We start from the raw sequence: 26851 nt of genomic DNA, 5'->3' as shown, positions 1-26851 counted from the left end.
CAGGCGAATTCCAGAAATGGAACAATTAAAACGAGAAGTAGCAGCATGGTGTAGTGAACGTAATGCTAAAAATTTATCAATAGATTGGCAATTCACAACTGCAGATGCACGTATAAAATTACATTCACTTTATCCAAAACTTGAAGGTTGATTAAATATAAACATGAGAGCTACGCTCCACTAGATTGGTTGATGATTTTGAAATGTATCCTTCACATTGAAAAAAGACCATTTTTTCTACCACACCTCAAGTGTCTCAAGAGGTGTGATCTGTTTTTGTGCTTTCAACTTTTAGATAAGTAAAATGTAAAGACCGGAATATGGCTATCTAGAAATAATATTTGATTATGAATTTTTTAGATGATAATTTCAATATTTGTATTATTGCTTACAAATTCTAAAAAAATGAACAAATATGAACTATGCATGAGTAGGGTATTTAGTACCACCGGCATGAGCCCAACCAGCAACCATATTACCAGCAATTTATCCCCATGTTTGTCCCCAATCAACTTGGCAGGTCTTTTTACCACAATAGACACCGTTTCCATAATATTTACCTCCATTAATGGTAGAAAGGTTTTTTTAATCTAGTTCATTAAAATGTAATTCATTCATATGTATAATATCCCCTTTATTTTTTTTGATTTAATATCCAAAACTAACTATGACAGTTTGTAATCCAATTCGGTATAAAATGTCATCTATAGTTTAGCCATGTTTCCCGAGAGAATTAAAAGGTCAAACATTTACTTAAAGGCCCCTATAGAAGCCATTCATGAATATTTTTAGATTTTTATTTAATTCACTAGTAGCACCTATATATTGATTATTAATGGTGATTATGTAACTTATTGGGTGTTATAAATTTCTTGCATGGAAAATTGTTCCATTCTTTATGTGAATCAACTATATGTATATGAAAATTAGAATCATAGGAAAGAAGTACCTTATTTTTATGCATAATCTTATGATATTCCAAACTGGCATATCTTTATTATTATTTAGATTTATTATATAACCATAAAGAGGAAGGGAGAACCAACGTAATGATGAATAAGAAATTATCAGAAAAAGAATTGTCGACGATTATTGGTGGCGATGCATATAACCCTGGTACTAATAATTGGGGTAGCGGTATGAAAGGTGGAGGTAAGTCCATACATTCATCTTCAGCCAGTAGAACACTTGCAAATAAAATTAATACTTGTATCGCTTACGGATTTGGCGGTATACGTGGTCCTTTTGGATGTGATTCAAATTAAACTATGAACACTTTTAACAAATGGCTCGTATTTAAGAGTCATTTTTTTTATAATCTAGTTTCATTTTATTATTATTAAAAAATATTTTGAATAGAAGATAATGGTGCGGCGTTATGATTGAGAAAAAATATGATATGGATAATAAAAAGAAAGAAGTAATAATGGCTGTAGATGATTTGAGTAGAGCATTAAATAAATACCATGGGAATTCAGAAACTGCAAAGTATGTTAGTGAAACTTTAATTGAACTTAAGAAGGATGAAAGCGTTGCATTTCTTGGTACTTTTCAATTTTTTATTACTAAAGCCTCTATTTTAAAAAGATCTGAGGGCGTTGTATTAAATAATCAAGAAAGTAATTTGTGGCATAGAGTAACATCGTTCAGGGACCTAGGTTACAAGCTTTTTTCGGGAATGGGTTTATATTGGTGAGTGGTAATCATATGTGACTCAGTGTATTCGTTTGAGCTTTGTAACTTTAACTAAGGGTTACAAGCACAGAAATAGACTCTAACCGACAGTGGTTCTGATTTAATTTCATGAGATTTTTTTATGTTAGATTTTTGAATAATTTTTGGCAAGTGTGCCAATTTCGAAAAATAATTAAAAGATTCATGAATATTGTGGTCATTATATTGTATAGTAGTCATGGACATGAATTTCCTTTGTGTATTTGGTTTTGACGCCTTAAGTATACAGATGTGAAGTGATTCATGTCTATTTTTGTACAAAAAATCCCCGATATGACGGGGATTTTATTCTATATAGAACTTGTAAACTTTAATAAACCTTCAAAGATGATTTTATGGATTCGATATTTAAGACCGACATTCTTTTGTTATATTCATTTTTTCAACTATAAATAATGAAATGCAATAGTAGCGATAATACTTTCCAAAATTACTTGTAGTATTATTTCAGAATTGAGCCAATTGTTAGAATTGGCCGTTAGATTGTATACTATATATGTGACGAAGGACATTATCAAAAAAAATTTAAAATCTTTATTTTCAAGTTTTTTCATAGATCAATACCTATATAGTATCGATTGTTTCAAATTGATTGATAGTAAGTGGATAACCTACTATCATATTTTGGATTTTATTAGATTTGAAATATATAAATGTAGGGGTGCCGTGGAAACCAAAGTTTCCAAAAGATTTGTTTATTTCTTTGTAATCGTTTTGGGTTGTATTTTGAAAGCTTTCGTCCATGTTCATATAGAAAATAGGATATTTATTTTCAGATATATATTCTTTCAAGATTGGTGAAACCGCACGGCAATACTTACATTCTTTAAATCCAAAGAAAATAATAAAATTAGAGTCCTTGTTTTTACCATTTACCAAATTGAGATAATCGTTGGAATTGATTTGTTTGACACCTGTGATATTACCCAAATATTCGTCTTCCGAAATTTCCGGAATATTATCATCAGCTTTAACTTGAGTAGTATTAAATTTTAGAGCACCAGCGAGTATTAGTAAACTAATGAATGTAAATACTATTTTCACTTTTTTCATCATTAATATCTCCTAAAAAAAAGATGACGGATTGTTACGTCATCCTTTTTTGCTTTTTACCACCAGCATGTCAATCCATATGTAGCACCAGCACCCAATCCTCCAATTGCGGCGCCGTGTAGTCCGCCAGCAAATGCTCCTCCGATACCACCGGTTATCATTGCCTTTGTGGCGGCATTGGCAGTACATTTACCACCAGTAATACCAGCCAATTGTTCATTGTTTAAAGTTGATTTGTCAATGTTGTTCATGATTATTTTCTCCTTATTTTTTTTGGATATCCATGAGTATAGGTTAGCAGGATTATTATAAAAGGGAGATTAAATATCTTTAGTACGGGTCAATCACATCTTAGTTAACAAATTGGAACTATATATATGTTAATGATAGCAAAATATATAATTTAAGAAATGTCTCTTAATAGATAGGTTTAATAGTTTTAAATATAAGTTTTAAATAAAATTTAAGTATTCGTATTATGTATTTGGAACTTTCAAACTAGAGAATATTTCTAATTTATTGATAAGAGTATTTTTTTTAGCTTAGTTGCCTTACCTATTGAGAATTTATCGATTATGCCGTTTTTTAAAGTGATTCTTCTAGAAGGAAAGTCAATCTTTCTTATGTTAATAGGGTTAATTAAGCATGACCGATTAATTCTAAAAAGGAATGAGTATTTTTGTTCAAGATCTTTTAATTTTCCATAGAATTCATATTGTCCATGTTCAGATAAAAAAATTAATTGATGTGGAATTTGGGATGAAGTAATAGAGTAGACCTCATTTTGATTAAAGTTATACATTTGTGTTCCTATCACGAATGTAAAATTCTTTTGTTGATATTCTTTAGATTTTTCAATTAACCTTTTTATATATTCAAGAGTCCCATAGATATCATCTCGATAATTTTCCATGATTTGTCCCTTTTCAATGAATCCAATGGCACCAACTTTTCTTTTCAATGTTTCAGGAGCTAATTCATCATGGGTCGTAGTGAATACGATATTTGCTTGAACATCGACTTCTCTTATTTTCTTGGCAAGGTCAATTCCATCAATTGAAGATTGAAGATCGATATCCAATAAATATGTACCATGGGTAGGAAGAGATTCGTTAATGTATTTAATTACATTTTGAGGGGTATTTGTAGAACATTCTATTTGAAAGAAATTTTCATGAAATAATAGACAGTTTTCGATTAGCGTATTTATATGTTTTAGTTCAATTGGATTATCTTCACAAATAATAATGGGATAACTCATTTTAATTCTCCTTTATTAGATATAACAAAATTGATAGAAAATAAATTGTCGATTATGTCGTAGTGAACCAGTAGATTCTGATATTTTTTTTTGATATCTTGAATATTAACCAAGCCTAGGCCAGAATGATTATTTTTAGTTGTAAAACCATAATTTTCAATTTTAGTTAATTGAATATTTTTAGTAATGGTGTTCTTTATCGTGATGTCCAATTGATCATTTGAATTTATCAAAATAATTTTAATTTTCCCTTTTTTTTGATTTTTAACAGCTTCAATTGCATTATCTATAGATACTCCCATTATTCTTATTAAATCAAAAATATTAATACTTACTTTGGCAATATTACTCTTACATTCAAAATAACAATTAATATTATTAGCCTTCATAATCTTGAATTTTCCCAGCAATAATGACTTTATATAAGTATTTGATACATATTCCAAGTCTTTAAAATCATCCATCGAAATATTACTAAAATATTTTGAAGAATATCCTTCCAATTCGTTTAAGGATTTTTTTAAATCAATATTATCGTCTGCGATAGCTATTTCGTTTAGACTGTTGAGTATATTTCTATAATCATGCTTAAACTTATGCATTTCTTTTTGATCAGCATCTAATTGAGCAGTGTATTGACTTAAATTTTCTAATTGATCATTTGTTAGTTTTTTTTCGAAATTTTCTTTTTGGCGATTATATGTATAAATAAATAGATAAATAACTACGATAAATTGAATGAAAAGAAAAATTAAGATACCAGAGATTAAGGCTGTGTAGGCTTTAAATTTTTGAATGAAATATATAAAAGATATTAAAATTGCATAAGAGTATATACCAATCAAACTTGGAACCCACGATTTAAGATTTCGAAATATATTTATTATTGACCTTTTATGGAAAATGTAATTAAAAATAACGATTCCCAATAGCTGTAAACTTAATTGACTTGTAATCATAATTGCATCGTTTAAATTAGTTATTGATGCATAAATTGGAGACAACACAATTGAGCTAATAATTTCGGCTATAAGAGGAACAAGCAAGCTAATGAGAATTGAAGTTAGAAGATAATAATCATTTTTCTTTGTTTGTAACGTTTTATATAGAATAAAAATATAAGCAAAAATCATAAATGGTGTCATAAAGAAATCTATGACTAATAAAAGAAAGTAATAGACCAAAATCAATGGTTTTTTCTCTTTAGGAATCAAAGCCATATTGTAAGTTTCCATAAAGATAAATAAAAAAAAGAGACGAGATATAACCGTCTCAATGATTAATGCTTTTGTACCAATGTAGATCATAGTATCCCCTTATAATTGCGTAGACGTTACTAATATTCTAATTGCATTTTTTAAAAAAAGAAAGGATACATTGGCCTAAATCTGATTTGGAGCTGAATTCAGATGCATTAGATGTTCTTTTACCACCCACGATATTACGTAATTCTTTGTTATCCAATTCAACATTTTTCATAATTAATTCCTCCTAATATTTATATAACTTAAATTAGTATTTCATAAATTGCAGGAGATGAAACAAAATGTCCTGAACAGCGTGATATGTTATCGTGAATAACCCATGTTTCAATAATCCTTGATTGAATATTTATTAATGGACTCTTTAGGATGTTAATTAAGTTTAATCCTTATGAACTAATACAATGTATTCATAAGAAGATAAATAGGGATGTTCAAATTATGATTAACAAGAAAATATACATACCACAAGTAGACGAAAGCGATTGTGGAGTGGCTGCGTTAGCCATGATCCTAAAAAACTATGGTTCCAGCTATTCAATCGCTAGACTAAGAAATCTGGCTAAAACTGATAAAGAGGGCACCACGGCACTTGGTTTAGTGAAAACTGCTCAAAAGTTAAACTTTGAAACTAAAGCTATTCAAGCAGATATGACGCTTTTTAAAGAAAAAGACATTCCTTATCCCTTCATTGCCCATGTTGTTAAAAACAAAACATTAGAACATTACTATGTAATTCTTGGATGTACTAAAAATCATATTATCGTTGCCGATCCTGACCCCACAGTTAAAGTATCCAAAATGGGTTACCGGAAATTTGCTTCTGAATGGACTGGGGTAGCGTTATTTTTTGCTCCCACTTCAGAGTACAAACCAGCGTCCGTTGATAAAAAAGAATCACTGTTTTCCTTTGTTCCAGTGCTGTTCAAACAAAAAAGATTGGTTATTAATATTATTCTGGCTGCACTACTCATCACAATCATTAGTATTTTAGGATCTTACTTCCTACAAACGGTGATTGATACATATATTCCCAACAATATGAATAGTACTTTAGCAATCGTCTCCTTGGGATTGATTGTCTTGTATATTTTTCAATCGATGTTTACCTATTCAAGAGATTTTTTATTATCTATTCTCGGTCAACGTTTGGCAATTGACATTATTTTAGGATATATCAGACATATTTTTGAATTACCAATGGATTTCTTTGCGACTAGAAAAACTGGTGAAATTGTTTCACGGTTTAATGATGCTAATAAAATTATTGATGCTCTAGCGAGTACGATTATTTCAATGTTTCTGGATGTAGGGATTGTCATTATTATGGGTACTGTTTTGGTTATTCAAAACAGTACGTTGTTTTTTATTACCTTAATTTCACTACCGATTTATATATTGATGATTTGGGTTTTCTCCAAGCCATTTGAAACCTTGAATCAAAAGGAAATGGAAAGTGGATCTGTTTTAAACTCGTCCATCATTGAAGATATCCATGGGATTGAGACTATTAAGGCTTTAACAAGTGAGAAACAGCGATATGGAAAAATAGATAGTGAATTTGTCGATTTTTTGAAGAAAAGTTTGAACTATACGAAAGTCGATACGCTTCAGCAAGCAATCAAACTATTTTTACAATTGATTTTAAACGTTGTAGTTTTATGGGTTGGAGCGATTATGGTTACCAAAAATAAATTATCCATTGGTCAATTGATGACTTATAACGCTTTATTAGCATACTTTGTGAATCCACTCCAAAATATTATTAACTTACAGCCAAAACTTCAATCCGCTAAGGTAGCTAACAATCGATTGAATGAGGTTTACTTGGTTAATTCAGAATTTAAAGAAAATCGCTCGATTACCGATTCCAAACGGTTGACCGGTGATATTAAGCTGGAGCAAGTCGATTATAGTTACGGATATGGTGAGAATGTTTTGAATGATATCAACCTAACGATTCGTTCAGGTGAGAAATTAACAATTGTCGGAATGAGTGGTTCAGGTAAATCGACCTTAGTAAAATTATTGGTCGATTTCTTTAAACCTAATAAAGGTAATGTTTATGTCAATAATTTTGATGTTCAAAATATAGATAAACATGTATTAAGGCGGTTTATAAATTATATACCGCAGTCACCCTATGTTTTTTCAGGCAGTATCTTGGAGAATCTAACACTTGGCAGTCGAGAAAATGTGAGTGATGAAGATATTATCAGGGCTTGTCATATTGCTGAAATTGATAAGGATATTGAGAAAATGCCTCTACAATTTGAGACTGTTCTGGATGAGAATGGAAATACCTTATCAGGAGGGCAAAAGCAACGTATCACTATTGCTAGAGCTTTATTATCACCAGCCAAAGTATTGATATTTGATGAATCTACCAGTGGTTTAGATTCAATTACTGAGAATAGAATTATGAACAATCTGATGGCGATAAAGGATTTAACCGTGATTTTTATTGCACACAGACTTTCTATCGCTAAAAAAACAGATGATATCGTGGTTTTGGACAAAGGCAAGATTGTCGAAAAAGGTAGCCATTTAGAATTGATAAATAAAAAAGGGTATTACTTTAACCTTTTGAATAATTAGGGGAACAATTGTTATGGATAAGAAATTTTTAGAGAGCAGTGAATTTTATAATAAAAGGTTTAATAATTTTTCAACCTTATTGATAGTTCCCATTTCTATACTATTTGTATTATTAGTATTGTTCACCTGCTTTATGAAACGTGAAGTGACAATTGAATCCTTTGGTGAATTAGGTAGTAGGAATAGTATTCCTATTGTTCAGTCATCATCTAATAGTGCTATCAAAAACAATTATTTATCAGAGGGTAAATACGTCAAAAAAGGTCAAATTCTAGTTACGTTCAAGAATACTAGTAATACTATCAAGCTAGATGCTTTGAATGAGCAAAAAGTTAATGTTGACGACCAGATTAAAGGATTAGAAACATTCAAAGGCGGTGTTGAGTCAAATCAAGATACCTTTAAGACAGACGATGTTGTTGGGTATCATGACCTGCTAAAAAGTTACTTAAATCAACGTAATATCTACAATATTGAGAATCAAATGTTGAAAGATAAGTCTAATTTTTCGGACAGTAAATTAAAACAACTTTCGAACTTATATGATGAAACAATTAAGCAAAAACAATCCAGTTTGTTGGCATATCAAACTATTTTTAACGATATTAAAGTTGGTAAATCTTATCCCTCTAATGCAGCCTATGGCTATGTTTACGATGGATATAACTCAGAGCTGAAGAATTCTGATGATTCTAATGCTAAATTGGCAGTTAAAGAAAGTTATTTAAAGGATCTACAACAACAGATTGATAGCCTTAACGATGAAGTGAAGAGTACCCAATCTCAGAAAGATTCGTTGAAGGATTTTAATGATACTAATTACAATATTGATTCCAATAAGAATAAAATGGATACTCTTCAAAATGATCAATTAAAGAGTATCTCTGGTGATTTAGTTAAGTCTAATGAACAGGCAAAAGAAATCGATACTAATATTAAGGAATTAAATGAAATTGGCAAGAGCTCGTATATAAAGGCTAAGCAATCTGGTGTGATTCATATGAATAATCAAACTCTGAAAGGTGCCAAATACGTTGGAGCTGGTTCAGAGATTGCTGAAATTTATCCTGTGTTACAGCGGCATAATACGATAAAACTCCAGAGTTACGTATCTTCAAAAGATATTTCGTCTATTAAAAGGGGACAACATATGCGTTTAGAAATAACGCGTAACGTTCCGAGGCCAATTATTATTGACGGAAAGATCAATAATATTAGTGTTGCACCTGTACCGATTAATAAAGGAACTTATTATGTCATAACTGCGTCGGCAAAAAATGATAATAATATTGCCTCTGAGATACATTATGGTATGAGTGGTAAAACCAATATCATTACTGGAAAAGAATCATTCTTTAGATATTATCGAGATAAATTATTGAACAAGAACTGATTTTGAGGGGGAGATTTTATGATTGAACTTAATGAAAAAAATTTAAGCTTAATAGTAGGTGGAGACAATGTATATCCAGTTGTGTGTGAGAATATGAAAAATATTAGACATCAAAAAAAGATAACTCAACAAAGAATGGCAATGGATATGATGATTGATCAATCTACTTTGTCGAAATATGAATCTTGTAGAAGGAACCCTGATTTGAATTATATTATGCAGTTTTGTAGCACATATGGATTAACGGTTGAGGATTTGATTACATGATGAAAAAATGAAGCAAAAGAATTGTGTTAGCTAATTTGGACCCTGAAGGAAATTGGTTTTCAAAGTTAAAATCTGAAACAGAAAGTGTGAAGAAAGAATAATGTCTAAAAATTTAGAGAAATTTTTTGCAACCTTTATTTTATTACCACTGTGTCTTTTCTTGATACCATCATTAATTTTCTGGCTTCCAAAAAGTTATCAACAAATAAGTTGCGATTTGATTGCTTTAATTCTGATTGTGATTTTAAACAAAACTTGGTTGCATGTTAAAGTTGATGTTTTTTCCGGCAAAAGACTATTTTATCAACTTCTTAATGCTATTCCAGCGATTGTATTACTGTTGTTAACAAAGAATCCTTTTGTACTCTCTATTAAGGGTCCAATTCTCATGGGCCTTATGACTATAATAATGATTGCTATTTGCGAAGAGTATATATATAGAGGAATTCTAATCCCTTTGAGCCTTAGATTAACGAATAATAAATTATTCATAGCAGTACTAATTAGCAGTGTTGGCTTTGCTTTTGCTCATATAGTCAATTTTGAACATGGATCTTTCTTAGTGATTTTGTCTCAAATAATTTTAGCATTCGCAACAGGGATGCTCTTTGGAACTTTATATTTAAAATCAAATAATTTATCACTAGTTATCGTACTTCACTTAATTAGTGATTTGCCTTTATTAGCTTCTAAAGGAGCATCCGCAGCACTTACCAATTCTCAAACATATGCGATATTAATGATAGTAGTAGTAATCAGTTTAATTGCTTGTCTTATTTCTTTAATTCAACTCCATGGATTTATATTCAATAAAAAAGTAGCACAATAAAGTTAACCAATTAAGATTTTAAAATAATTGTAGGGGTGACATCATAATGAGTAAAATCGATATAATTGCAGCTATTCTATTTTTGGTCATTGGTATTTGGCAAATATGTATAACCGTTTTTTACTATAAGAATTTAAAGAAAAATGCAAATAAAGGCACATCTCCATTTGCTCCTTTAGCAATGTGGTCGTCTCTTGTAATTGGGGTTATTTTAACAGTTTTAGGACTGTCTGCTTTTCTCTAATGAGATAGTACTTAAGGGAAGAATCCAAATTTGTCAGAATACGACATGAAGGAAACAAGAGGTGGATTTTGGCCCTGGATTATAGCTGGAGGAGGATATCTGATTAAATCTGCATTTGACCATAGTAATCAGATTGCAAAGGGATTCAATAAGGGATATCATCCACATCACTAATGAATATAAAGCGTAGGAAAATTCATTTAAAAAAATACTATGATCTTCATATCTGGTGGAAAAAGGAAAAGAAAATAACAATCGGCTTGGAGTTATTGATTGCCATATGTATTTCGGGATTTGTTAATGATTTTGTTTCAAAATTACTTAAGCAAGATAGTTTTTTTTGAGTGTTTTGGTAGGGACAATCACGATTTACTTGGTAGTAGCTATTTCAAATATTCTATATTTGTTCAAGAATATTTGAGATGAAAACTGAATTTTTAAGTGATGGATACCGCTTTAAAAAGGAGGAGTACATTTGAAGTTTACTTTTAATAAAAAGTTTTATAAGAATATCAATTTATATTTAGCAATTCTGTTTCTTATTATTAGCGTTAGAACATTTCGTAATTCTTTTTACATCTCATCGGCAATATGGGTGATGGCTGCACTGGTACAAATTTACCATGCAGTGGTTATAAGGGATAAGGGTGAGAAATGATAGTTAAATTTCATTCAATCTTACTGATAATCTTTATTTCCAATATCTTTTATGATTGATAAGAAATATTAGAAATAATGATTATTTTAGATCATGTGCCTTAATAGTTGTCCCCATAAGGAAAGAGAACTTGCTCAATGCGATTTCTTTTCGGTCCTCAAAAATAAAATTGCTAATGAAAATAATGATACGATGATTTTTAAACGTAAAAATAAAGAAAAAATTGAAGTACTGGAAATAATCGAAAAGATTTATGATTTTGTGTTGGATCCTAATATATCTGAACCTGAGAGAAAAATTGGACTTCAGGCAAAGGCTGATATAAAAGATAAACTAGTTGAATACTCTCAGTTCTGGAAACGACATACTTACTTAAACTTTCAATTTTTAGAGGACTCAATAAAAATAGCTCTAACTCTCGTTAAATTAAACAAGAGTTAGAGCTATTATTTTTTGCTAATCAATCAAACCTTCACGACGTTGTTCACGTTTACGTAACCATGGCATAACGAAGCCAAGTCCGAATAAAACTATAACGGTGATGAAGTTTAACATTAATTGATGGTTGAATGCACCAGTACCAAATTTGGCTTCTTGAGGGATGAATCCTAAAGTAGCACAGATAAAGGTAAATGCTAGACACCAGCCACCAACTAGTAAGGCACCAGTTCTATTCTTGATAAATGTGTAATCAGAATGGAACTTATCTTGATTCCAACGCATTGCTACGAAGGCGAAGAAGACCCAACAAGTCTTATATGGTGAAATGATTCCGTTAATGTTTAGTAACCAATTATAAATCGTATTAATATTTGGTAAAGTCCCTGTCAATAACAATAGGAACAAGCTTAAGGCAGTTGTCATTGTGTAACTGTGAATGGGGCGACCGTTTTTATTTTTCTTAGTCAACCACTTAGGCATGAATTTGTCAGCAACGTCACCGGCAAAGACACGACTTGAAGCATCTAACAAGACGGCCAATTGAGCCATCATGAAAATTGCTTGAACGACAGCGAAGATGTACATCAACAATTTACCAACGCCCAAACTATTGCCTAAGAGTTGGAAAGCGTAGTAAGGACCGTTCATTTTGAAATCATGTGGAATATGGTTGGCATTGAAGAACATTGCCAAAGCCAAAGTACCAAAGATAGTTAAAAATCCAGTCATGATGGCCAAGAGCCACATAGCCTTAGGAAATTCATGCTTTGGATCTCGCATTTGGACGACATAAGGAGCAGCCAATTCGGCACCAGACATGGCAAAAATCAATAGTCCAGTGGTTGAGAAGTATTTCAAACTAAATGATGGTTTGAAAGCGCCCCAATTGAATGGTTGTGTAGCGATATGGTGACCATGTAGGACCGCATAACCTGCTAGTAGAACGAAGAGGAATGACATGATAAACATCGCCCCCCCACCAATCAATGAAAGGATTTCTAGAGAGTTCTTAATAACATTCTCTAGCATAATGAAAACTAAAATAATAACGAATGTTAAAATACCAAACCAGAATGGTGACATTTTATCATCTAAGGTGTTGTTACCTAGAAACATCCAACTGAATGAAACGATAACTGAGTTAGAAACGTCAACGATGTAAGGAACACTTTGGACCCAATACATCCATGAAGTCCAGTAACCTAAAGTATCATTACTACTGTGACGAACCCAAGAAGCCAGGCCCCCAGCTTGATTATCAAAGGTTAAACTCATTTGACTAGAGATCAGTGCATAAGGAATAACGTATGAGAAAAGTAGGAAGATCCATGAGATAACCACAGATAGTCCTTGGTTTTGAAAAGGATAGAAGATATTTTCAAAACTGATGATGGTAACAAAGTCGATCAAAGCGATGACTTGCCATCTTAAATAATGTGTTTTATTTGGTTCTAATGTTTCCAATTTTATTGCCCCCGAATTGTTTAAAAATCTAGTTAGAAAGGACTTTTAAAGTTAGGGGGTTTTAAGGTAAGCAAAGAACTATTTAATTTCACTTGTTTACGACCTCAATTAGTAGATATAATCATTCTGTGATATTTTTATAAAAACTGCGAAAAAAAACGTACCCAGAAAATTATAGGTATTTATATAATATTTGCAATAGATTTTATGAAAATAATTAAAAAATAGGGGGAAATTATGAATTTTCTGAAAATTGCCATTGGTAATGATGTGAAAATAAACGACGCAACAACGTGGTCAACTGTGCCATTTACAGGTGATGTTGATCCTGCTGAGCTGGTTGCTATTGTGCTCAATGAACACGATTCGACTGCTATCGAAATTGCGAAAAATCTACAAAAAACATCAGGACTGGGAATCCCTATTATTCAAGTTGGTGCTGATGAAATTTCTGAAAAAGATATTAGTACAACAGCAAACGCGTATGAAACCAAGATGGTACCGGGATTTTTAACCGACTTAGTTAACTTTGCAGAAGATCGACCCGTCAGTTTCACGACTCCGGGACATCATAACGGTCAATATTATGACAAACATCCTGCAGGAGTAGTCTTCAATCGGTTCTTTGGTAAGAATCTGATGTTTGCTGATACCAGCGATACAGTTGATGAATTAGGCGATACGATGACACATGGTGGAACCCCATTAACCGCTGAACAAAAAGAAGCTCAAACATATAACGCTGATAAAGTTTATTTTTGTACCAACGGGACTACCAGTGCTAATTCAATTTGTGCCAGTGCACTGCTTGCTCAAGATGATTTAGTTTTGTTCGACCGTAACAACCATAAATCACTCTATAACAGTGCTTTAGTGATGAGTGGAGCAAAGCCAGTCTACATTCCTACCGACCGTAATCCATTGGGACTAATTGGTGAAATGGATCCAGAGGCGTTAGACGAGGCTAAGATTAGAAAAGAAATTGCCAAAGTTGCCCCCGAAAAGGCTCAAGCTAAGCGTCCATTTAGATTAGCCATCGTGCAGCTGGATACCTATGATGGTGTTTTTTACGATGCCAAATGGATGATTGATAAAATCGGTTCATTGTGTGATTATATTTTATTCGATTGTGCCTGGGGTGGTTTTGAACAATTCGTCCCAATCATGAAACAGTTGTCGCCACTATCATTGAAATATGGTCCCGATGATCCCGGAATTCTGGTAACGCAGTCGTTACATAAACAACAAGCTGGATTAGCTCAAACTTCTCAAATTCTCAAGAAGGATGCACATTTGAAGGGTCAGAATCGTTATGTCGATCATAAGCATTTCAATAACGCCTATTTGAAGTTCGTAACCTCTAGTTATTCGTATCCAATCTATGCCTCATTGACTGTTAATGCCTATTTAACCGCCGGACAAGGAAATCTAAACTGGTGGGATGAGACGTTACGCTTAGGTATTGAATGGCGTAAGAATTTATTGAAAAAATCCAAACTATTTCGTCCGTTTGTCCCTGATAATTTTGCTGAAATCAGTACGGATGAATTGGCAACTAACAGTAAGTATTGGCAACTGAATCCAGCAGATAACTGGCATGGCTTTAAGAAGATAGCAGCCGGTCAAGCCATGATCGACCCATTGAAAATTACCGTTATAACGCCGGGTATTGATGTAGAAAACGCGCAATATCAAGAGACCGGAATTCCTGGTCCCGTTGTAGCTGAGTTTTTGATGGAAAAACGTATTATCCGTGCTAAGGATGATTTGAATTCGTTATTATTCTTGTTAACACCGGGAGATACAAAAGAAGAATTGGATATTTTATTAGATGCCTTTTTGGAATTTGAAACATTTTACTTTGAAGACGCACCATTAACTCAGGTATTACCTAAGCTAGCCAAACAATATCCGAAGCGTTATGACGGCTACACGTTGAAGCAATTGTGTCAAGAAATGCACGATTATTATCGTGATAACCAAACGTTTACCTTACAAAAGAAGCTGTTTGCCAAAACTGATATGCAAGACTATACAATGACACCAGAAAAAGCAGATCAGCTGTTTATGAAAAATCAAAGTGAGTTAGTTGATTTGAAAGATATTAAAGGCCGAATTGCTGTCGAAGGAGCATTACCATACCCTCCAGGGGTATTTATCGTGGCACCAGGCGAGAAGTGGGCTGATATAGATTTAGAGTATTTTGAGGATTTAGTTGGTGCGATTGAACGATTCCCAGGATTTGTACCAGAAATTCAGGGCGTTTATTGGACACAAAATGAAGAAGGCAAGATTGCCGTTCAAGCTGAAGTATTGAAACAATAGGATTTTTAAGGATGCCGGTTTCGAATAATAGAGATTTTCACCTACTGTGATATCTTTGCCTTAATGAAGGGAACAGATAACCGATCCATTGGTCGAAAGCTAATTTATTTTAATAATCATAAGTCTTAGTTTTATTGTTCCGGCTATTAAAAAATAAACTAGTTGGAAGAGCTGAGAGTATTCATTTGCAGCGAAAGTGGCGTTATTGCTTCAGCAATTACACCACCGGGCGCGTTGAAGACTCGCGGTTTTTGCGAGGCTTCAACCGAGGTTCGAGACCGCTTCCCAGGCTCGGGCCGTTCCGCGCAGCAATTGAATACTCTCAGCTCTGGAAACGGCATACTTAACTAAACTTTCAACCTTTAGTTAATCAATATAAAAAAGAGGGAATTAATAATGGGATTATCATGGAAAGAAGATTTACCTACAGATTTAAGCGAAAAAATTGATAAAGTTGAAAAAATGATTCGTCCCCGTTTGGATGAAATTGATCAACAAGTGCTCTATAATCAACAACGTGTTTTGAACTTATTTAGAGAACACCATGTTGGCGAAGAGGATTTGGTTCCTTCAACTGGTTATGGATATGATGATATTGGTCGAGACAAAATCGAACAAATTTATGCGGACTATTTCAAAGTTGACGATGCTCTAGTGCGTCCCCAATTTGCTTCTGGAACACATGCCATTTCAACTGCTTTGTTCAGTATGTTACGTCCAGGTAATACGCTTTATTACTTGACTGGAACGCCATATGATACGATTCAAGAAGTTATTGGTCTAGCTGGTAATAAACCGGGTAATATGTCGGAATATGGTATTAATTTCAAGACGACGGAGTTATTGGATGATGGCTCGGTTGATTACGAAAATGCGGAAAAGGCGTTGAAGTTTGATGACACAATTAAAGTTGTTGCTATCCAACGTTCTCGTGGTTATGCAGTCCGTGACAGCTTTACAGTTGAAAAAATCGCTAAAATGATCAAGTTTGTTAAAGCAATTCGTCCAGATGTTAATATTTTCATTGATAATTGTTATGGTGAATTTTCCGAAATGGAAGAACCTACTTTTTACGGTGCTGATATTATGGCTGGTTCATTGTACAAGAATGCAGGTGCTGGAATTGTTAAAAGTGGTGCTTACATCGTTGGTCGTCAGGATTTAGTTGAAGGTGCGGGTTCACGTTTGACTGTTCCCGGTGCTGGTAAAGGTGAGGGTGCTACTTGGGGCTACTTGCGTGACTTTTATCAAGGATTCTTCATGGCAGCTCACACAACAGGTGAAGCTTTGAAAGGCATGATTTTCACATCAGCACTCTGCGAGGAAATGGGTATGAACGTTTCGCCAAAATGGGACGCCCCCAGAACTGATATTGTGCAAACCGTTTCATTTGGAAAACCAGAACCAATGATTGCTTTTTGTGCAGCTATCCAACATTATTCACCAATGAATTCATTCGTCGATCCAATCCCTAGTCACCAAGATGGGTACGAAGATGATGTTGTTATGGCGTCAGGTAGTTTCGTTGAAGGTTCAACAATCGAGTTGTCCTCAGATGGTCCATTAAGACCTCCATATTCACTATATATACAAGGTGGACTGTCATACGCTCACGTACAAATTGCCATTGCACAGGCTGTAAGAGAAACATTCTATAAATAATTTCTGCTTTTAAAATATAAAATACTAGACATAAAAAGGGAGTTGCCAATTAAGGCAATTCCTTTTTTTTAGTTAATTATTAAGTCTCTTCTTCGATAACCAATATATCCAATAATTACCAAAATCACGGCAATAGCTATTTGCCACCAGAACGTTGCCACGTCGAAGTTACTAACTGGAACGTGTTTGATGAAACCGAATGGTGTTATTTTTTCGGTCCAATCTGGTAGCTTCAACAACTTACCGAAGTATTGGACAAAGAATGCTAAGACTAGATAACCATAATTCAAGGAAGTTAATTTTGGCAACCAACCAATTAAGAATGCTGATATGCCAAGCATAACTAGTAATGGTGATAGATAACCGTAAAATCCGCGCATGAAGACTGACATAGCAATGTGGTGATTCATAACGGCGTTACCACCCGCATATAATCCATAAATGCCAGCGAATAGGACTGCAATACTTGTTATTGTGGCTATTCCAAAGAGTGAGAAGTATAGTTTCGTACGACTAGTTCTAGTTGAGTGGATGATTTCCAAGTAACCTTTAGTTTCACCTGTCTTGAGGTAATTAATCAGTGAAAGTCCGGGAATCAATGCTAGGGCAGCAAAAACTATCATTAAGATGGCTATGAATTCTTTGATAATCAAGACGTTAGCTGCATTAATTGCTTTAGTATTTAGCAACTGTTTCAACATCGGATTAGTTTTTAAAATATCACCAATAGTGTTGAATACGGAACCGTAAGTTGCACCAAGAATCATTATACCAAGGAACCAAACAATGATACTGACACGATTCAAACGCCAAAAAAGTGAAATTGGACCTCTTAAAAAGGCTGAGGCTTTAGCACGACCTGGTCTAGTAGCAATTAATCCAGAACCTATGTCACGATGACTGTTGAGATAGAAGGCTAGGGTAACTAGAATTACGGATAATCCGAGCATCATGAAGACTGGAATCCAATTATTATTCTTATAAGTTGATAATTTTTCCACCCAGCCCATAGGAATGAACCAAGTATATTTTGGATGGGAAACGTCAGTTATCATTCGACCAATATACATGATACCAAAGACTAAGTAGGACAAAATCGTGGCAGTTCTGGAATTGTCAGTCAGTTGAGCAATCACGGCAGCGATACTGGCGAACATGAATCCAACGGCACCGAGTCCCAATCCAAGTAGAAAGTTACCATTGGCGTTAGTTCCAGTTAGATTGGCGAATTGTAATCCAACTGCATAGATCAAACCGATACCAAAATTCAAAATGAAACTCTCCAATAAAGCGGCTGTTAAATTGGATAATCTCCCAACCGCATGGGCCTGAATCATTTCCAAAATACCTGATTCTTCTTCTCCACGGGTATTGTGAATTATGAAGTAGTAATTCATGATTGCAGCAATGATTGCCATGAAGACTGTCATTTCAGAAGCAAAAACGTCAGCTGATGTATAAGGGCCATTGGGCATTTTTCCGAAGAGCGACACCATAGCGGGTGACTTTAGAGTTTTGATGATTTGATCAATTGCAGCTTTACTGCCATAAAGTCCATTGAACTTGGCGGCCACTCCCACGAATAGTCCAATTAAAACAACTGACCAGATGGATAATTTGAGCCAATCCCGTTTGAAACTAAATTTAGTTAAAAAGAATGTTTTTTGAAATTTTTCACTTTTCACGGCGATCCACCTCATTTGTAGAACCATAGTAACGCATGAACAAATCTTCCAGCGTTGGGGGAGTTGCTTGGATAGAGATGATTTGTTTCTGGGATAAATAACTCATCGTATTTTCGAGATATTCCGAATCAACCGAAAGCGTGAGTGTTTGATTATTTCCCATAACGGCGTTATGAACTCCTGGCAAAGTCTCTAATTCTGGTGTTGGAAGCTGAGTTTTAACTTTGATAACAGTTCTAGTTAAATGACGCATTTCATCCAAGCTACCGGTTTCAACGACTTCACCGTTTTTGATAATGCCGATCCGATCACACATTTTCTCGACTTCGGAAAGGATATGACTGGATAGAAGAACTGATTTACCAGCTTCTTTGAGCTTGAGAACTTCATTTTGAAAAACCTCTTCGTTCAATGGATCCAATCCAGAAGTTGGTTCGTCGAAAATATAGAAGTCAGCATCGGTTGAAAAGGCAGCAATCAAGGCCACTTTTTGCCGATTACCCTTGGAATAAGTTCGTGCTTTCTTAGTAGGGTCAAGTTGGAAGAGTTCAATCAATTGGCTAGTTCTTCTCGTATGGTGACTGTGACCGAGTTTCAATAATAGGTCGATGATTTCGCCACCAGTTAAGTTAGGCCACAAATAAACGTCGCCAGGGACATAGGCAATTCGCTTGTGGATGTCGACAGCATCTTTGAATACATCTTTACCAAAGATAGTCGCTTTGCCACCAGAAGCACGTAAGATACCTAAAATGGTTCTGATTGTAGTTGATTTACCAGCACCGTTTGGTCCGATAAATCCAAAAACTTCCCCGGGATAAATATCAAAGGTAATGTTCTTTAATGCCTGAAACTTACCAAAATTCTTTTGTAAGTGGTCAACATGTAAAGTAGGAATATTTGTATTTAACATAATAATAACCTCTAAAAATGAAATATAATTCTTGAATAGTTCACTATTTACCGAGTATATTAGAACCGAGCTATATCAAAGTCAACACATAAGAATGCCGGTATTGAACTAATTTTAAGGCCTTTATTGGAAACCTTATTAGATTAATCAAGAAACTGAACTATATTGATAAAAATATTTGAGGTAATTATAATGACAAATAATTTAAAGCGTAAAAAAGATAAAAAGCAGTCCATTTTGGATGCTGCAACTCAAATAATTATGAAGCAGGGATACAAAAAAGCCTCTGTAGCTGAGATAGCTAAAGCGGCTGGAGCATCACAAGTGACATTGTATAAATACTTTCCTAGCAAAATTTTCCTGGCTAAATCTGTGGTAATTAAACTGATAATAGAAGGTTATCAGGCTGCTGAGGACACATTGGACAGTTCGACAGATACTTTTGAGGAGAAAATGGAGAACATGATGTCGTATGGTTTAAAAACTACTGATGCTATCAGTGACGACTTTGTTGTTTTTATGTATGGTGAATTCAGTGGTAAGAATGGTGATGACACCGTCAAGAAGACTTATAACGCATACAAGCATGGTTTTTGGAAAAAACTGTTAGATCAAGGAAGAGCTGAAGGTGCAGTAAATCCCCAAATAACTGATGAAGGTGCGATTATCTATTTGGATATGTTCATCAGTTATGCCATGGATTCCAATCCCGTCAATGCTCACAGTGCAGTTGAAATAAAGAATCATGAGAAGGATCTGATGCATTTATTCTTCTACGGTATAATGGGGCGTTAGGTACGGCAAACGTAGTTCGTAATCGTCAAAATAATCGCTCTTGAGTTTACCGAATTCATCGATTAAGGCATGCAATTCCTCAGCCTGTTTTGAAGTTAATTTGAAGTCACGTTCAACACTATTCTTTAATTGCATATAAGTTGGTTTGTCAGTAAAAGTATGCAATTTAATGAAAAGTTTCATCGAATAATTATCAGCAACAAATGTTGGACGATGGAAGTAGTAGAGTAGCAGTACATCAGCGGTTTCATTGCCAACTCCTTTCATAGCAAGCAGTTTTTTGCGTAACATAGGAGTGGACAATTTGTCCCAGTCGTCGAAATGATCTCGATAAGCGGTTAAAATTGAGCGCAAATAGATGGCTTTGTTGTGGAAGAAGCCACTTGGTTGAATCAATTGTTCTATTTCTTCAGTTGATAGAGCCAACATCTTGTCAGTCTCGAAATTTGTTGCCTGTTTGAGATTAGCAAGTGAACGGTCAGCATTTTTCCAATTTGTATTTTGAATCAAAATCATACCGGAAAGCATAGCCTCAGTGTTTTCTGCAGGCCACCAATTCTGCTGCCCCAGTTGTTTTGATAAAATTTTTAATAGATCATAAATAGTAATTTGTTTGTACAATATCAAAAATCCCCCTAAGGTATATTTATATATGCCGTTTCCAGAGCTGAGAGTATTCATTGCTGCGCGGAAGGGCTCAAGCCTGTGAAGCGGTCTCGAGCCTCGGTTGAAGCCCCGCAAAAACCGCGAGTCTTCAACACGTCCGGTGGTGTAATTGCCGAAGCAATAACGCCACTTTTGCTGCAAATGAATACTCTCAGCTCTTCCAACTAATTTAATTTTTCATGGCAGTAACAAATAAAATGAAAACTTTTGCGTATTTAAATAAATTTGTTATAAGCCTGTAACAACAATGGTTATATTAGTTTTTCACCTTTCAACCTTTAGTAACATATCTAATTATAATAACTTCATTAATTATCTAATAAATTGTCCCAAAAGTGTTGAATTGTTTCTTGGAGACGTTTTCAAAGACATTTCCCTTTATTTCAGAAAATTATTAGTGTTAACATTATATACGCTGAATTAATTATGGGGGTGTAATTATGTTAGGGATTATTTTTATTGTGGTTTCAATAACATCTCTGATTCTTGAGAAATATGTGCTGGGTAACAATTCACATGTTTGGTTAGGTGCAATTATTCCATTTTTGGCGATTGCCTTTATTGTTGGGATGATGCTTACTAGCTACATGAAATTCGATGTCTTCAATATAGTATTGGCTGTCGTTTATGTTTCACTAAGCTTTATTTTCTGGGGACAGGGAAGTGACCTTTATCATCAAAAGGTCGTAAATAAGATATATGAGTAATGGTCATATTAGTTTTTTCTTTTAATATTAAACTAGATGATAAAGATTGGGAGTTTAGGTAAGTATGCCGTTTCCAGAGCTGAGAGTATTCAATTGCAGCGCGGAGCGGCCCGAGCCAAAGAGCGGTCTCGGACCTCAGTTGAAGCCTTACCACAAACCGGTAAGTCTCCAACACGCCCGGTGGTGTAATTGCTTCAGCAATAACGCCACTTTCGCTGCAAATGAATACTCTCGGCCCTTCCAACTAGTTTGTTTTTTTAATTGCAGGAACAATAAAGACTTCTGATTATTTAAATGAGTTGGCTCTAAGTCTTTAACAAAGATGGTTATATTAGTTTTCACCTTTCAACCTTTAGACATTAGATATTAAAAAGCTGTAACAACAATCATTTCCGGTTGTTGTTACAGCTTTTTTAGTGTATTCATTTTTTTCATTAGGTCGTTTATCAATTCAATCGTGGGCGTTTCTTGCGTCAGTTTAGGAACATTAATAGTGATCCAATTGATATCTCTATTCCACCAAGCTAACTTTTCTAATGCTTGGATGACTTCAGTCTTAAATCGTGGCTTAATAAGTTTAATTGGATTACCACCAACGATTGTATACGGTGCAACGTCCTTTGTTACGACACTGTTTGCTCCAATTATGGCTCCGTCACCAATTTTTACACCAGGTAGGACGGTAACATTTTGACCAAACCACACGTCATTACCAACCACAGTATTACCTTTCAATGGTAAATCGGTCAGCGTGGGTGTGTACTTTTGCCAATCGCCACCTAAAATATTGAATGGATAAGTTGAGATTCCCTCCATTACGTGGTTAGCACCGTTCATGATGAATTCGATGCCACTAGCTATGGAACAGAATTTGCCGATAATTAATTTATCACCGAGAAATTCGTAATGATGGGTGACATGTTTTTCAAAATCGAGTGGATTCACAGGATCGTCGTAATACGTATAATTTCCAATTTCGATGTTGGAATTTTTGATAACGTTTTTGATAAAGACAACTTCTTTGATTTCTGGATTAGGATAAACTGCATTTTCGTCTGGAATGGTCATTTGGTGCCTCCTAATTGGTTCATTGACTATTATTATAGACTAGAGCTGTAACAAAAAATGAGTTATATCACACTTATTTAGTTGGTTCTTTAAGTGTTATACAACTCATTTATGTTATTTTCCTATAACTAAAGGTTGAAAGTTTAGGTAAGTATGCCGTTTCCAGAGCTGAGAGTATTCAATTGCTGCGCGGAACGGCCCGAGCCTGGGAAGCGGTCTCGAGCCTCGGTTGAAGCCTTCGCAAAACCCGCGAGTTTTCAACGCGCCCGGTGGTGTAAGGACTAAAGTCCTTACACCACTTTCGCTGCAAATGAATACTCTCAGCTCTTCCAACTAGTTTATTTATAATAGGACTGTCCAATTGTAATCTTTTGATATTTAAATAAATTGGTAAATAAAGTGAATTTAGGACTGTCACAGCAATATTTATATCACTTTTTCACCTTTCAACCTTTAGTCCTATAATTAAAAATTTAATACTCGAAAGTTGATGATGGCTTGTTTTAATTTAATGAACCACCAATAGCTTCAATATCACCTTTGCCATCTTGTTTAACGATAGCTGAGATTGCGGCCGTAATTCCGGTTACGTCGTCGGCTAATGATAAACACGGTGTATCCGGACGTGCTACAACTTGATTTGGCAAGAATGGGATGTGCATGAATCCAGCTTTTAATTCTGGAAATTCCTTATCAATCATATATTGAACTTGGTACATGATGTGGTTGCAGACATACGTCCCAGCTGTTGTTGAAACATAACTTGGAAGTCCGGCATCTAATACAGCCTGTGCCATAGCCTTGACAGGTAATTGCGTAAAGTATGCGTTTTGTCCGTCTTCATGAATTGGTTGGTTTCGTGGTTGGAAGCCTGCGTTATCAGCAATTCGTCCGTCGTCAAAGTTAATTGCAACTCGTTCTGGAGTTAATGCAAATCTGCCACCAGCCTGACCGATGTCTAAAACATAATCTGGTTTGTTGTCAAGGATTGCTTGGTGAACGACCTCAGCACATTTGTTAAAAATTGTGGGGATTTCAATTTTGACTATTTCAGCACCTTCAATTTCATTGGGCAACTTCTTAACAGCCTCAATGGCAGGGTTAATTTTATCTGTACCGAATGGATCAAAACCAGTTACAAGAATTTTCATAAATTTCTCCTCCTTAAAATGCTAAGAAATACATTAAAATAATTTGAATCACTAACATAGTTAATGCAATAGGAACCTGTTGTTTAATGACGCCAAGGTTATCTTTCATCTCCATCAGAGCTACGGGCAATGAATTGAAATTGGCAGCCATTGGTGTCATTAGTGTACCGCAATATCCAGCAGTCATTCCAATAGCCGCAACAACAGCAGCATTACCACCTTGGGCAACGATAAAAGGTACTCCGATTCCAGCTGTGATAACTGCAAAGGCAGCGAAAGCATTTCCCATGATCATAGTGAAGATAACCATGGCAACGCAGTAGAGAACAACTCCCAAAAGGTGATTTCCGACTGGAAAAATTCCTGAAATTGTTTTGGCTGTTACGTCACCAACTCCCGAAGCGGTAAAAATAACACCTAAAGTGGCCAATAACTGGGGTAGAACACCAGCTGTACCAACGGAACGAACCATTCTTTCACTATCATGATAAGTAGTTTTGGCATCAGCCTTAGAAATAATCATGGCGAGAATCAAAGCAACAACAGAAGCGATACCGATACCAACTTGTCCACCAAGATTTGTGAATTCACTGATTAGAATGGATAAAATTGCTAGAACAACACTGGGGAAGAATAACCAACCGCCTAACTTTTTAGCAGATCTTTCAGCGATTTCTTTGTTAACTTCCTTAATTTTACCAACCTTGATTTGTTTCATAAGTGACAAGATACCAATAAGGACAATCAATAATCCAATAACAACGTTTGGCAAATATTTACCAACAGCGAAGATGATTCCTAGAATCAACCAGAAGAGGCCAGTTCCAATACGAGCAGAGTTTTCTTTGTCACGGAACGATTCGATACTAGCGAAAATCATGATGATTCCCATTAATATGTAAAAAATTTCTAGAATATTATTAACACTCATATTTTTGACCTCCTATTTGTTGAATTGTTTGTCGAATCTCATATTGTAGTAGCCAACGATGATGAATGTGATGATGGCGACTGGAATTGAGTAGAGCACGATGCTAGTGGTAGAAACGGGGTGTCCGAGTGACTTCATGGTACTAGCCATCAATAAAACGCCACTTGAAGCAATGAATAAATTCTGTGCGAAAAAGTTACCAAAATTATCAGTTGCGGCAGCCCGAGCTTTGATCAAATCAACTTGTTTGTCAGTCAAATCATGTTTAACACTGGCAGCAGCTTGGGCCATAGGATTGATTAGTGGCCGGATGAATTGTACCTGACCTGATAATGCAATACCGAATGCATCGGTAACTTCACGAATGGCTAGATAAATATTAAAAATTTTACCTGCTGAAAGATTCTTGATTTTACTGATTCCATTGACAGCGGCCTGTTTCATACCGTGACTTTCAACAACGCCAATCATGGGCAAGGTGAGGAAGAATAGCGAAACCATGCGATTATCCATGAAACCTTTACCCAGAATATTCAAAACAGAATCGATGGACATTCCAGATGCCAGACCAGTTGCGATGGCAGCAGCAACAACAACGGCAATTGTATCTAATTTAAAAGCAAATCCTAATATAATTATAATAATTCCGATTAATTTAAGATATTCCATAACTTAGGACCCCCGTTTTTTAATTTATGGGAGTTATTATAACACCATTTGTTGCTAAAATTAAAAATAATCTAATCTAGATTAGAAAGGACGTTTCCAGAGCTGAGAGTATTCATTTGCTGCGCGGAACGGCCCGAGCCTGGGAACCGGTCTCGAACCTCGGTTGAAGCCTCGCAAAACCCGCGAGTTTTCAACACGCCCGGTGGTGTAATTGCTAAAGCAATAACGCCACTTTCGCTGCAAATGAATACTCTCAGCTCTTCCAACTAGTTTGTTTTTAATGGGCGGAACAATAGAATGAAGATTTATGAGTATTTAAAAAAATAGCTCTAGGCCTGTAATAGCAATCGTTAGATTGATTTTTCGCCTTTCAACCTTTAGTAATTAATGACAAGGAAAAATCAAAAAGCCCATTTTCTTCAGTGAAAATGGGTTTAAGGAAAAATCTGACTACTTTTAAAAATTATTTGAGTATACCATGCAAGAATAAATCTAAAAGGGTATCAAAAGAACTGAAATTTTGTTTATTCTTAGTATTGGCGGCATTCATACGAATGGTATTAAAAATCATCGTGAGATAAATATTTGGATTAACATCCTTTAAAATATTTTCTGCGATACCCTTTTTAATTAGGTCAACGATAGGATTACTTTCAAAACCGACGACATCGTTCATGTCAATTGGGGAATCTGGAATTTGCTTAATCTGTTCAATGACATCCATTGAATCCGGATTTTCGATAGAAATATCGTAAAGTGCCCGGATATATTCGGTTATTTTTTCAAGTGTAGAATGACTGTTTTCTAGAATGTCATGGAAACGTAATTGATAATCCGAAATCTCTGACTGGTAAATTTGTTTGAGTAGGTCATCTTTGTTCTTAAAGTAAATATAAATATTTGATTGAGAAATTTGGACCCGTTTAGCAACCTTAGTGGTTGATAAAGTGGCAGCACCATCTTCTTTGATGATTTCAATCGCTGCGTTGAGAATTTTTTCGTATTTTTCATTGTCTTTTTTCTTCATGATACTAATCATAATTAGAATTTTTTTGAAAATCAACCTTGACAAAAG

General features: G+C 34.6%; 26 protein-coding genes and 1 pseudogene. 12 read left to right on the top strand and 15 right to left on the bottom strand.

The annotated features are described in order from the left end of the window. Positions 1–151, top strand: a pseudogene (locus FFM71_RS13605) (IS630 family transposase); the annotation flags it as partial. Positions 152–486: 335 nt separating this feature from the next. Here FFM71_RS13605 and FFM71_RS06340 read toward each other — a convergent pair. After that, positions 487–570: a leucocin A/sakacin P family class II bacteriocin gene (locus FFM71_RS06340; RefSeq protein WP_137611336.1), complete on the bottom strand. Its 84-nt coding sequence runs from the start codon at positions 568–570 to the stop codon at positions 487–489. A 479-nt stretch (positions 571–1049) separates the two neighbouring features. Here FFM71_RS06340 and FFM71_RS06335 point away from each other — a divergent pair, with 479 nt between their 5' ends. Both FFM71_RS06335 and FFM71_RS06330 read left to right on the top strand, forming a co-directional pair. Then, the gene (locus FFM71_RS06335) at positions 1050–1265 is read left to right on the top strand and encodes a bacteriocin (protein WP_137611328.1); all 216 of its coding nucleotides are present in this window, start codon (positions 1050–1052) and stop codon (positions 1263–1265) included. A 113-nt stretch (positions 1266–1378) separates the two neighbouring features. Further along, positions 1379–1696: a hypothetical protein gene (locus FFM71_RS06330; RefSeq protein ID WP_137611327.1), complete on the top strand. Its 318-nt coding sequence runs from the start codon at positions 1379–1381 to the stop codon at positions 1694–1696. A 602-nt stretch (positions 1697–2298) separates the two neighbouring features. On the opposite strand, the gene FFM71_RS06325 is transcribed toward FFM71_RS06330, so the two are convergent. The 5 genes from FFM71_RS06325 to FFM71_RS06305 form a co-directional block, all read right to left on the bottom strand. Continuing rightward, complete coding sequence (locus tag FFM71_RS06325; RefSeq protein WP_223876489.1) at positions 2299–2790, bottom strand: DUF6568 family protein; 492 nt, start codon at positions 2788–2790, stop codon at positions 2299–2301. Positions 2791–2843: 53 nt separating this feature from the next. Further along, entirely contained in the window at positions 2844–3038 is a 195-nt protein-coding gene (locus FFM71_RS06320) for a hypothetical protein (RefSeq protein ID WP_137611326.1), read from the bottom strand. Positions 3039–3298: 260 nt separating this feature from the next. Beyond that, positions 3299–4048, bottom strand: a complete 750-nt coding sequence (locus tag FFM71_RS06315) for a LytR/AlgR family response regulator transcription factor (protein WP_137611325.1) — start codon at positions 4046–4048, stop codon at positions 3299–3301. Then, positions 4045–5355 (bottom strand): GHKL domain-containing protein, encoded by a 1311-nt coding sequence (locus FFM71_RS06310; RefSeq protein ID WP_137611324.1) that lies wholly within the window; start codon positions 5353–5355, stop codon positions 4045–4047. Before FFM71_RS06310 ends, FFM71_RS06315 begins: the two co-directional genes overlap by 4 nt. A gap of 37 nt (positions 5356–5392) precedes the next feature. Next, entirely contained in the window at positions 5393–5527 is a 135-nt protein-coding gene (locus tag FFM71_RS06305) for an EntF family bacteriocin induction factor (RefSeq protein ID WP_137611323.1), read from the bottom strand. 224 nt (positions 5528–5751) lie between these two features. Between FFM71_RS06305 and FFM71_RS06300 the strand changes: the two genes are divergently transcribed. The 5 genes from FFM71_RS06300 to FFM71_RS06280 all read left to right on the top strand — a co-directional run bounded on the left by FFM71_RS06300 (position 5752) and on the right by FFM71_RS06280 (position 10641). Continuing rightward, positions 5752–7908 carry a peptide cleavage/export ABC transporter gene (locus tag FFM71_RS06300; RefSeq protein WP_306437280.1) on the top strand — a complete coding sequence of 719 codons (2157 nt, stop codon included), beginning with the start codon at positions 5752–5754 and terminating at the stop codon, positions 7906–7908. 13 nt (positions 7909–7921) lie between these two features. Beyond that, complete coding sequence (locus tag FFM71_RS06295; protein WP_137611322.1) at positions 7922–9301, top strand: bacteriocin secretion accessory protein; 1380 nt, start codon at positions 7922–7924, stop codon at positions 9299–9301. An 18-nt stretch (positions 9302–9319) separates the two neighbouring features. After that, positions 9320–9568: a helix-turn-helix domain-containing protein gene (locus FFM71_RS06290; protein ID WP_137611321.1), complete on the top strand. Its 249-nt coding sequence runs from the start codon at positions 9320–9322 to the stop codon at positions 9566–9568. Between the two features lie 100 nt (positions 9569–9668). After that, positions 9669–10397, top strand: coding sequence for a CPBP family intramembrane glutamic endopeptidase (locus FFM71_RS06285; RefSeq protein ID WP_137611320.1), 729 nt, complete (start codon positions 9669–9671; stop codon positions 10395–10397). A gap of 46 nt (positions 10398–10443) precedes the next feature. Then, entirely contained in the window at positions 10444–10641 is a 198-nt protein-coding gene (locus FFM71_RS06280) for a hypothetical protein (protein ID WP_223876488.1), read from the top strand. A 1114-nt stretch (positions 10642–11755) separates the two neighbouring features. On the opposite strand, the gene FFM71_RS06270 is transcribed toward FFM71_RS06280, so the two are convergent. Continuing rightward, a complete protein-coding gene (locus FFM71_RS06270) occupies positions 11756–13204 on the bottom strand; it encodes an APC family permease (RefSeq protein WP_373278792.1) in 1449 nt (482 codons plus the stop codon). A 237-nt stretch (positions 13205–13441) separates the two neighbouring features. Here FFM71_RS06270 and FFM71_RS06265 point away from each other — a divergent pair, with 237 nt between their 5' ends. Together FFM71_RS06265 and FFM71_RS06260 are read left to right on the top strand one after the other, a co-directional pair. Further along, positions 13442–15529, top strand: coding sequence for a putative ornithine decarboxylase (locus FFM71_RS06265; RefSeq protein WP_137611318.1), 2088 nt, complete (start codon positions 13442–13444; stop codon positions 15527–15529). Between the two features lie 396 nt (positions 15530–15925). Further along, a complete protein-coding gene (locus FFM71_RS06260) occupies positions 15926–17191 on the top strand; it encodes a methionine gamma-lyase family protein (protein ID WP_137611317.1) in 1266 nt (421 codons plus the stop codon). Positions 17192–17259: 68 nt separating this feature from the next. Here the strand turns inward: FFM71_RS06260 and FFM71_RS06255 are convergent, their stop codons facing one another. Both FFM71_RS06255 and FFM71_RS06250 read right to left on the bottom strand, forming a co-directional pair. Beyond that, on the bottom strand, positions 17260–18876 hold the full coding sequence (locus FFM71_RS06255) for an ABC transporter permease (RefSeq protein ID WP_137611316.1): 1617 nt from the start codon (positions 18874–18876) through the stop codon (positions 17260–17262). Continuing rightward, entirely contained in the window at positions 18866–19789 is a 924-nt protein-coding gene (locus tag FFM71_RS06250) for an ABC transporter ATP-binding protein (protein ID WP_137611315.1), read from the bottom strand. Before FFM71_RS06250 ends, FFM71_RS06255 begins: the two co-directional genes overlap by 11 nt. Before the next feature lie 192 nt (positions 19790–19981). On the opposite strand from FFM71_RS06250, the gene FFM71_RS06245 reads away from it, so the two are divergent. After that, a complete protein-coding gene (locus FFM71_RS06245; protein ID WP_137611314.1) occupies positions 19982–20584 on the top strand; it encodes a TetR/AcrR family transcriptional regulator in 603 nt (200 codons plus the stop codon). On the opposite strand, the gene FFM71_RS06240 is transcribed toward FFM71_RS06245, so the two are convergent. Further along, complete coding sequence (locus FFM71_RS06240) at positions 20555–21205, bottom strand: endonuclease III domain-containing protein (protein ID WP_137611313.1); 651 nt, start codon at positions 21203–21205, stop codon at positions 20555–20557. The genes FFM71_RS06245 and FFM71_RS06240 overlap by 30 nt on opposite strands. 485 nt (positions 21206–21690) lie before the next feature. Between FFM71_RS06240 and FFM71_RS06235 the strand changes: the two genes are divergently transcribed. After that, positions 21691–21957: a hypothetical protein gene (locus FFM71_RS06235; protein ID WP_137611312.1), complete on the top strand. Its 267-nt coding sequence runs from the start codon at positions 21691–21693 to the stop codon at positions 21955–21957. A 402-nt stretch (positions 21958–22359) separates the two neighbouring features. Here FFM71_RS06235 and FFM71_RS06230 read toward each other — a convergent pair whose 3' ends face one another. The 5 genes from FFM71_RS06230 to FFM71_RS06210 all read right to left on the bottom strand — a co-directional run bounded on the left by FFM71_RS06230 (position 22360) and on the right by FFM71_RS06210 (position 26803). Beyond that, complete coding sequence (locus FFM71_RS06230; protein ID WP_137611311.1) at positions 22360–23025, bottom strand: Vat family streptogramin A O-acetyltransferase; 666 nt, start codon at positions 23023–23025, stop codon at positions 22360–22362. A 503-nt stretch (positions 23026–23528) separates the two neighbouring features. Then, a complete protein-coding gene (pcp, locus tag FFM71_RS06225; RefSeq protein ID WP_137611310.1) occupies positions 23529–24176 on the bottom strand; it encodes a pyroglutamyl-peptidase I in 648 nt (215 codons plus the stop codon). 13 nt (positions 24177–24189) lie between these two features. Beyond that, entirely contained in the window at positions 24190–25107 is a 918-nt protein-coding gene (locus FFM71_RS06220; protein ID WP_137611309.1) for a DUF979 domain-containing protein, read from the bottom strand. 12 nt (positions 25108–25119) lie between these two features. Continuing rightward, positions 25120–25776, bottom strand: coding sequence for a DUF969 domain-containing protein (locus FFM71_RS06215; protein ID WP_137611308.1), 657 nt, complete (start codon positions 25774–25776; stop codon positions 25120–25122). A 463-nt stretch (positions 25777–26239) separates the two neighbouring features. Next, positions 26240–26803, bottom strand: coding sequence for a TetR/AcrR family transcriptional regulator (locus tag FFM71_RS06210; protein ID WP_223876487.1), 564 nt, complete (start codon positions 26801–26803; stop codon positions 26240–26242). Positions 26804–26851: the final 48 nt, after the last annotated feature.

The sequence above is a fragment of the Companilactobacillus huachuanensis genome, assembly GCF_005404815.1.
GTDB lineage: Bacteria > Bacillota > Bacilli > Lactobacillales > Lactobacillaceae > Companilactobacillus > Companilactobacillus huachuanensis.
Note: the sequence above shows the minus strand (reverse complement) of the source record. Positions and strands in the feature narration are given on the sequence as shown.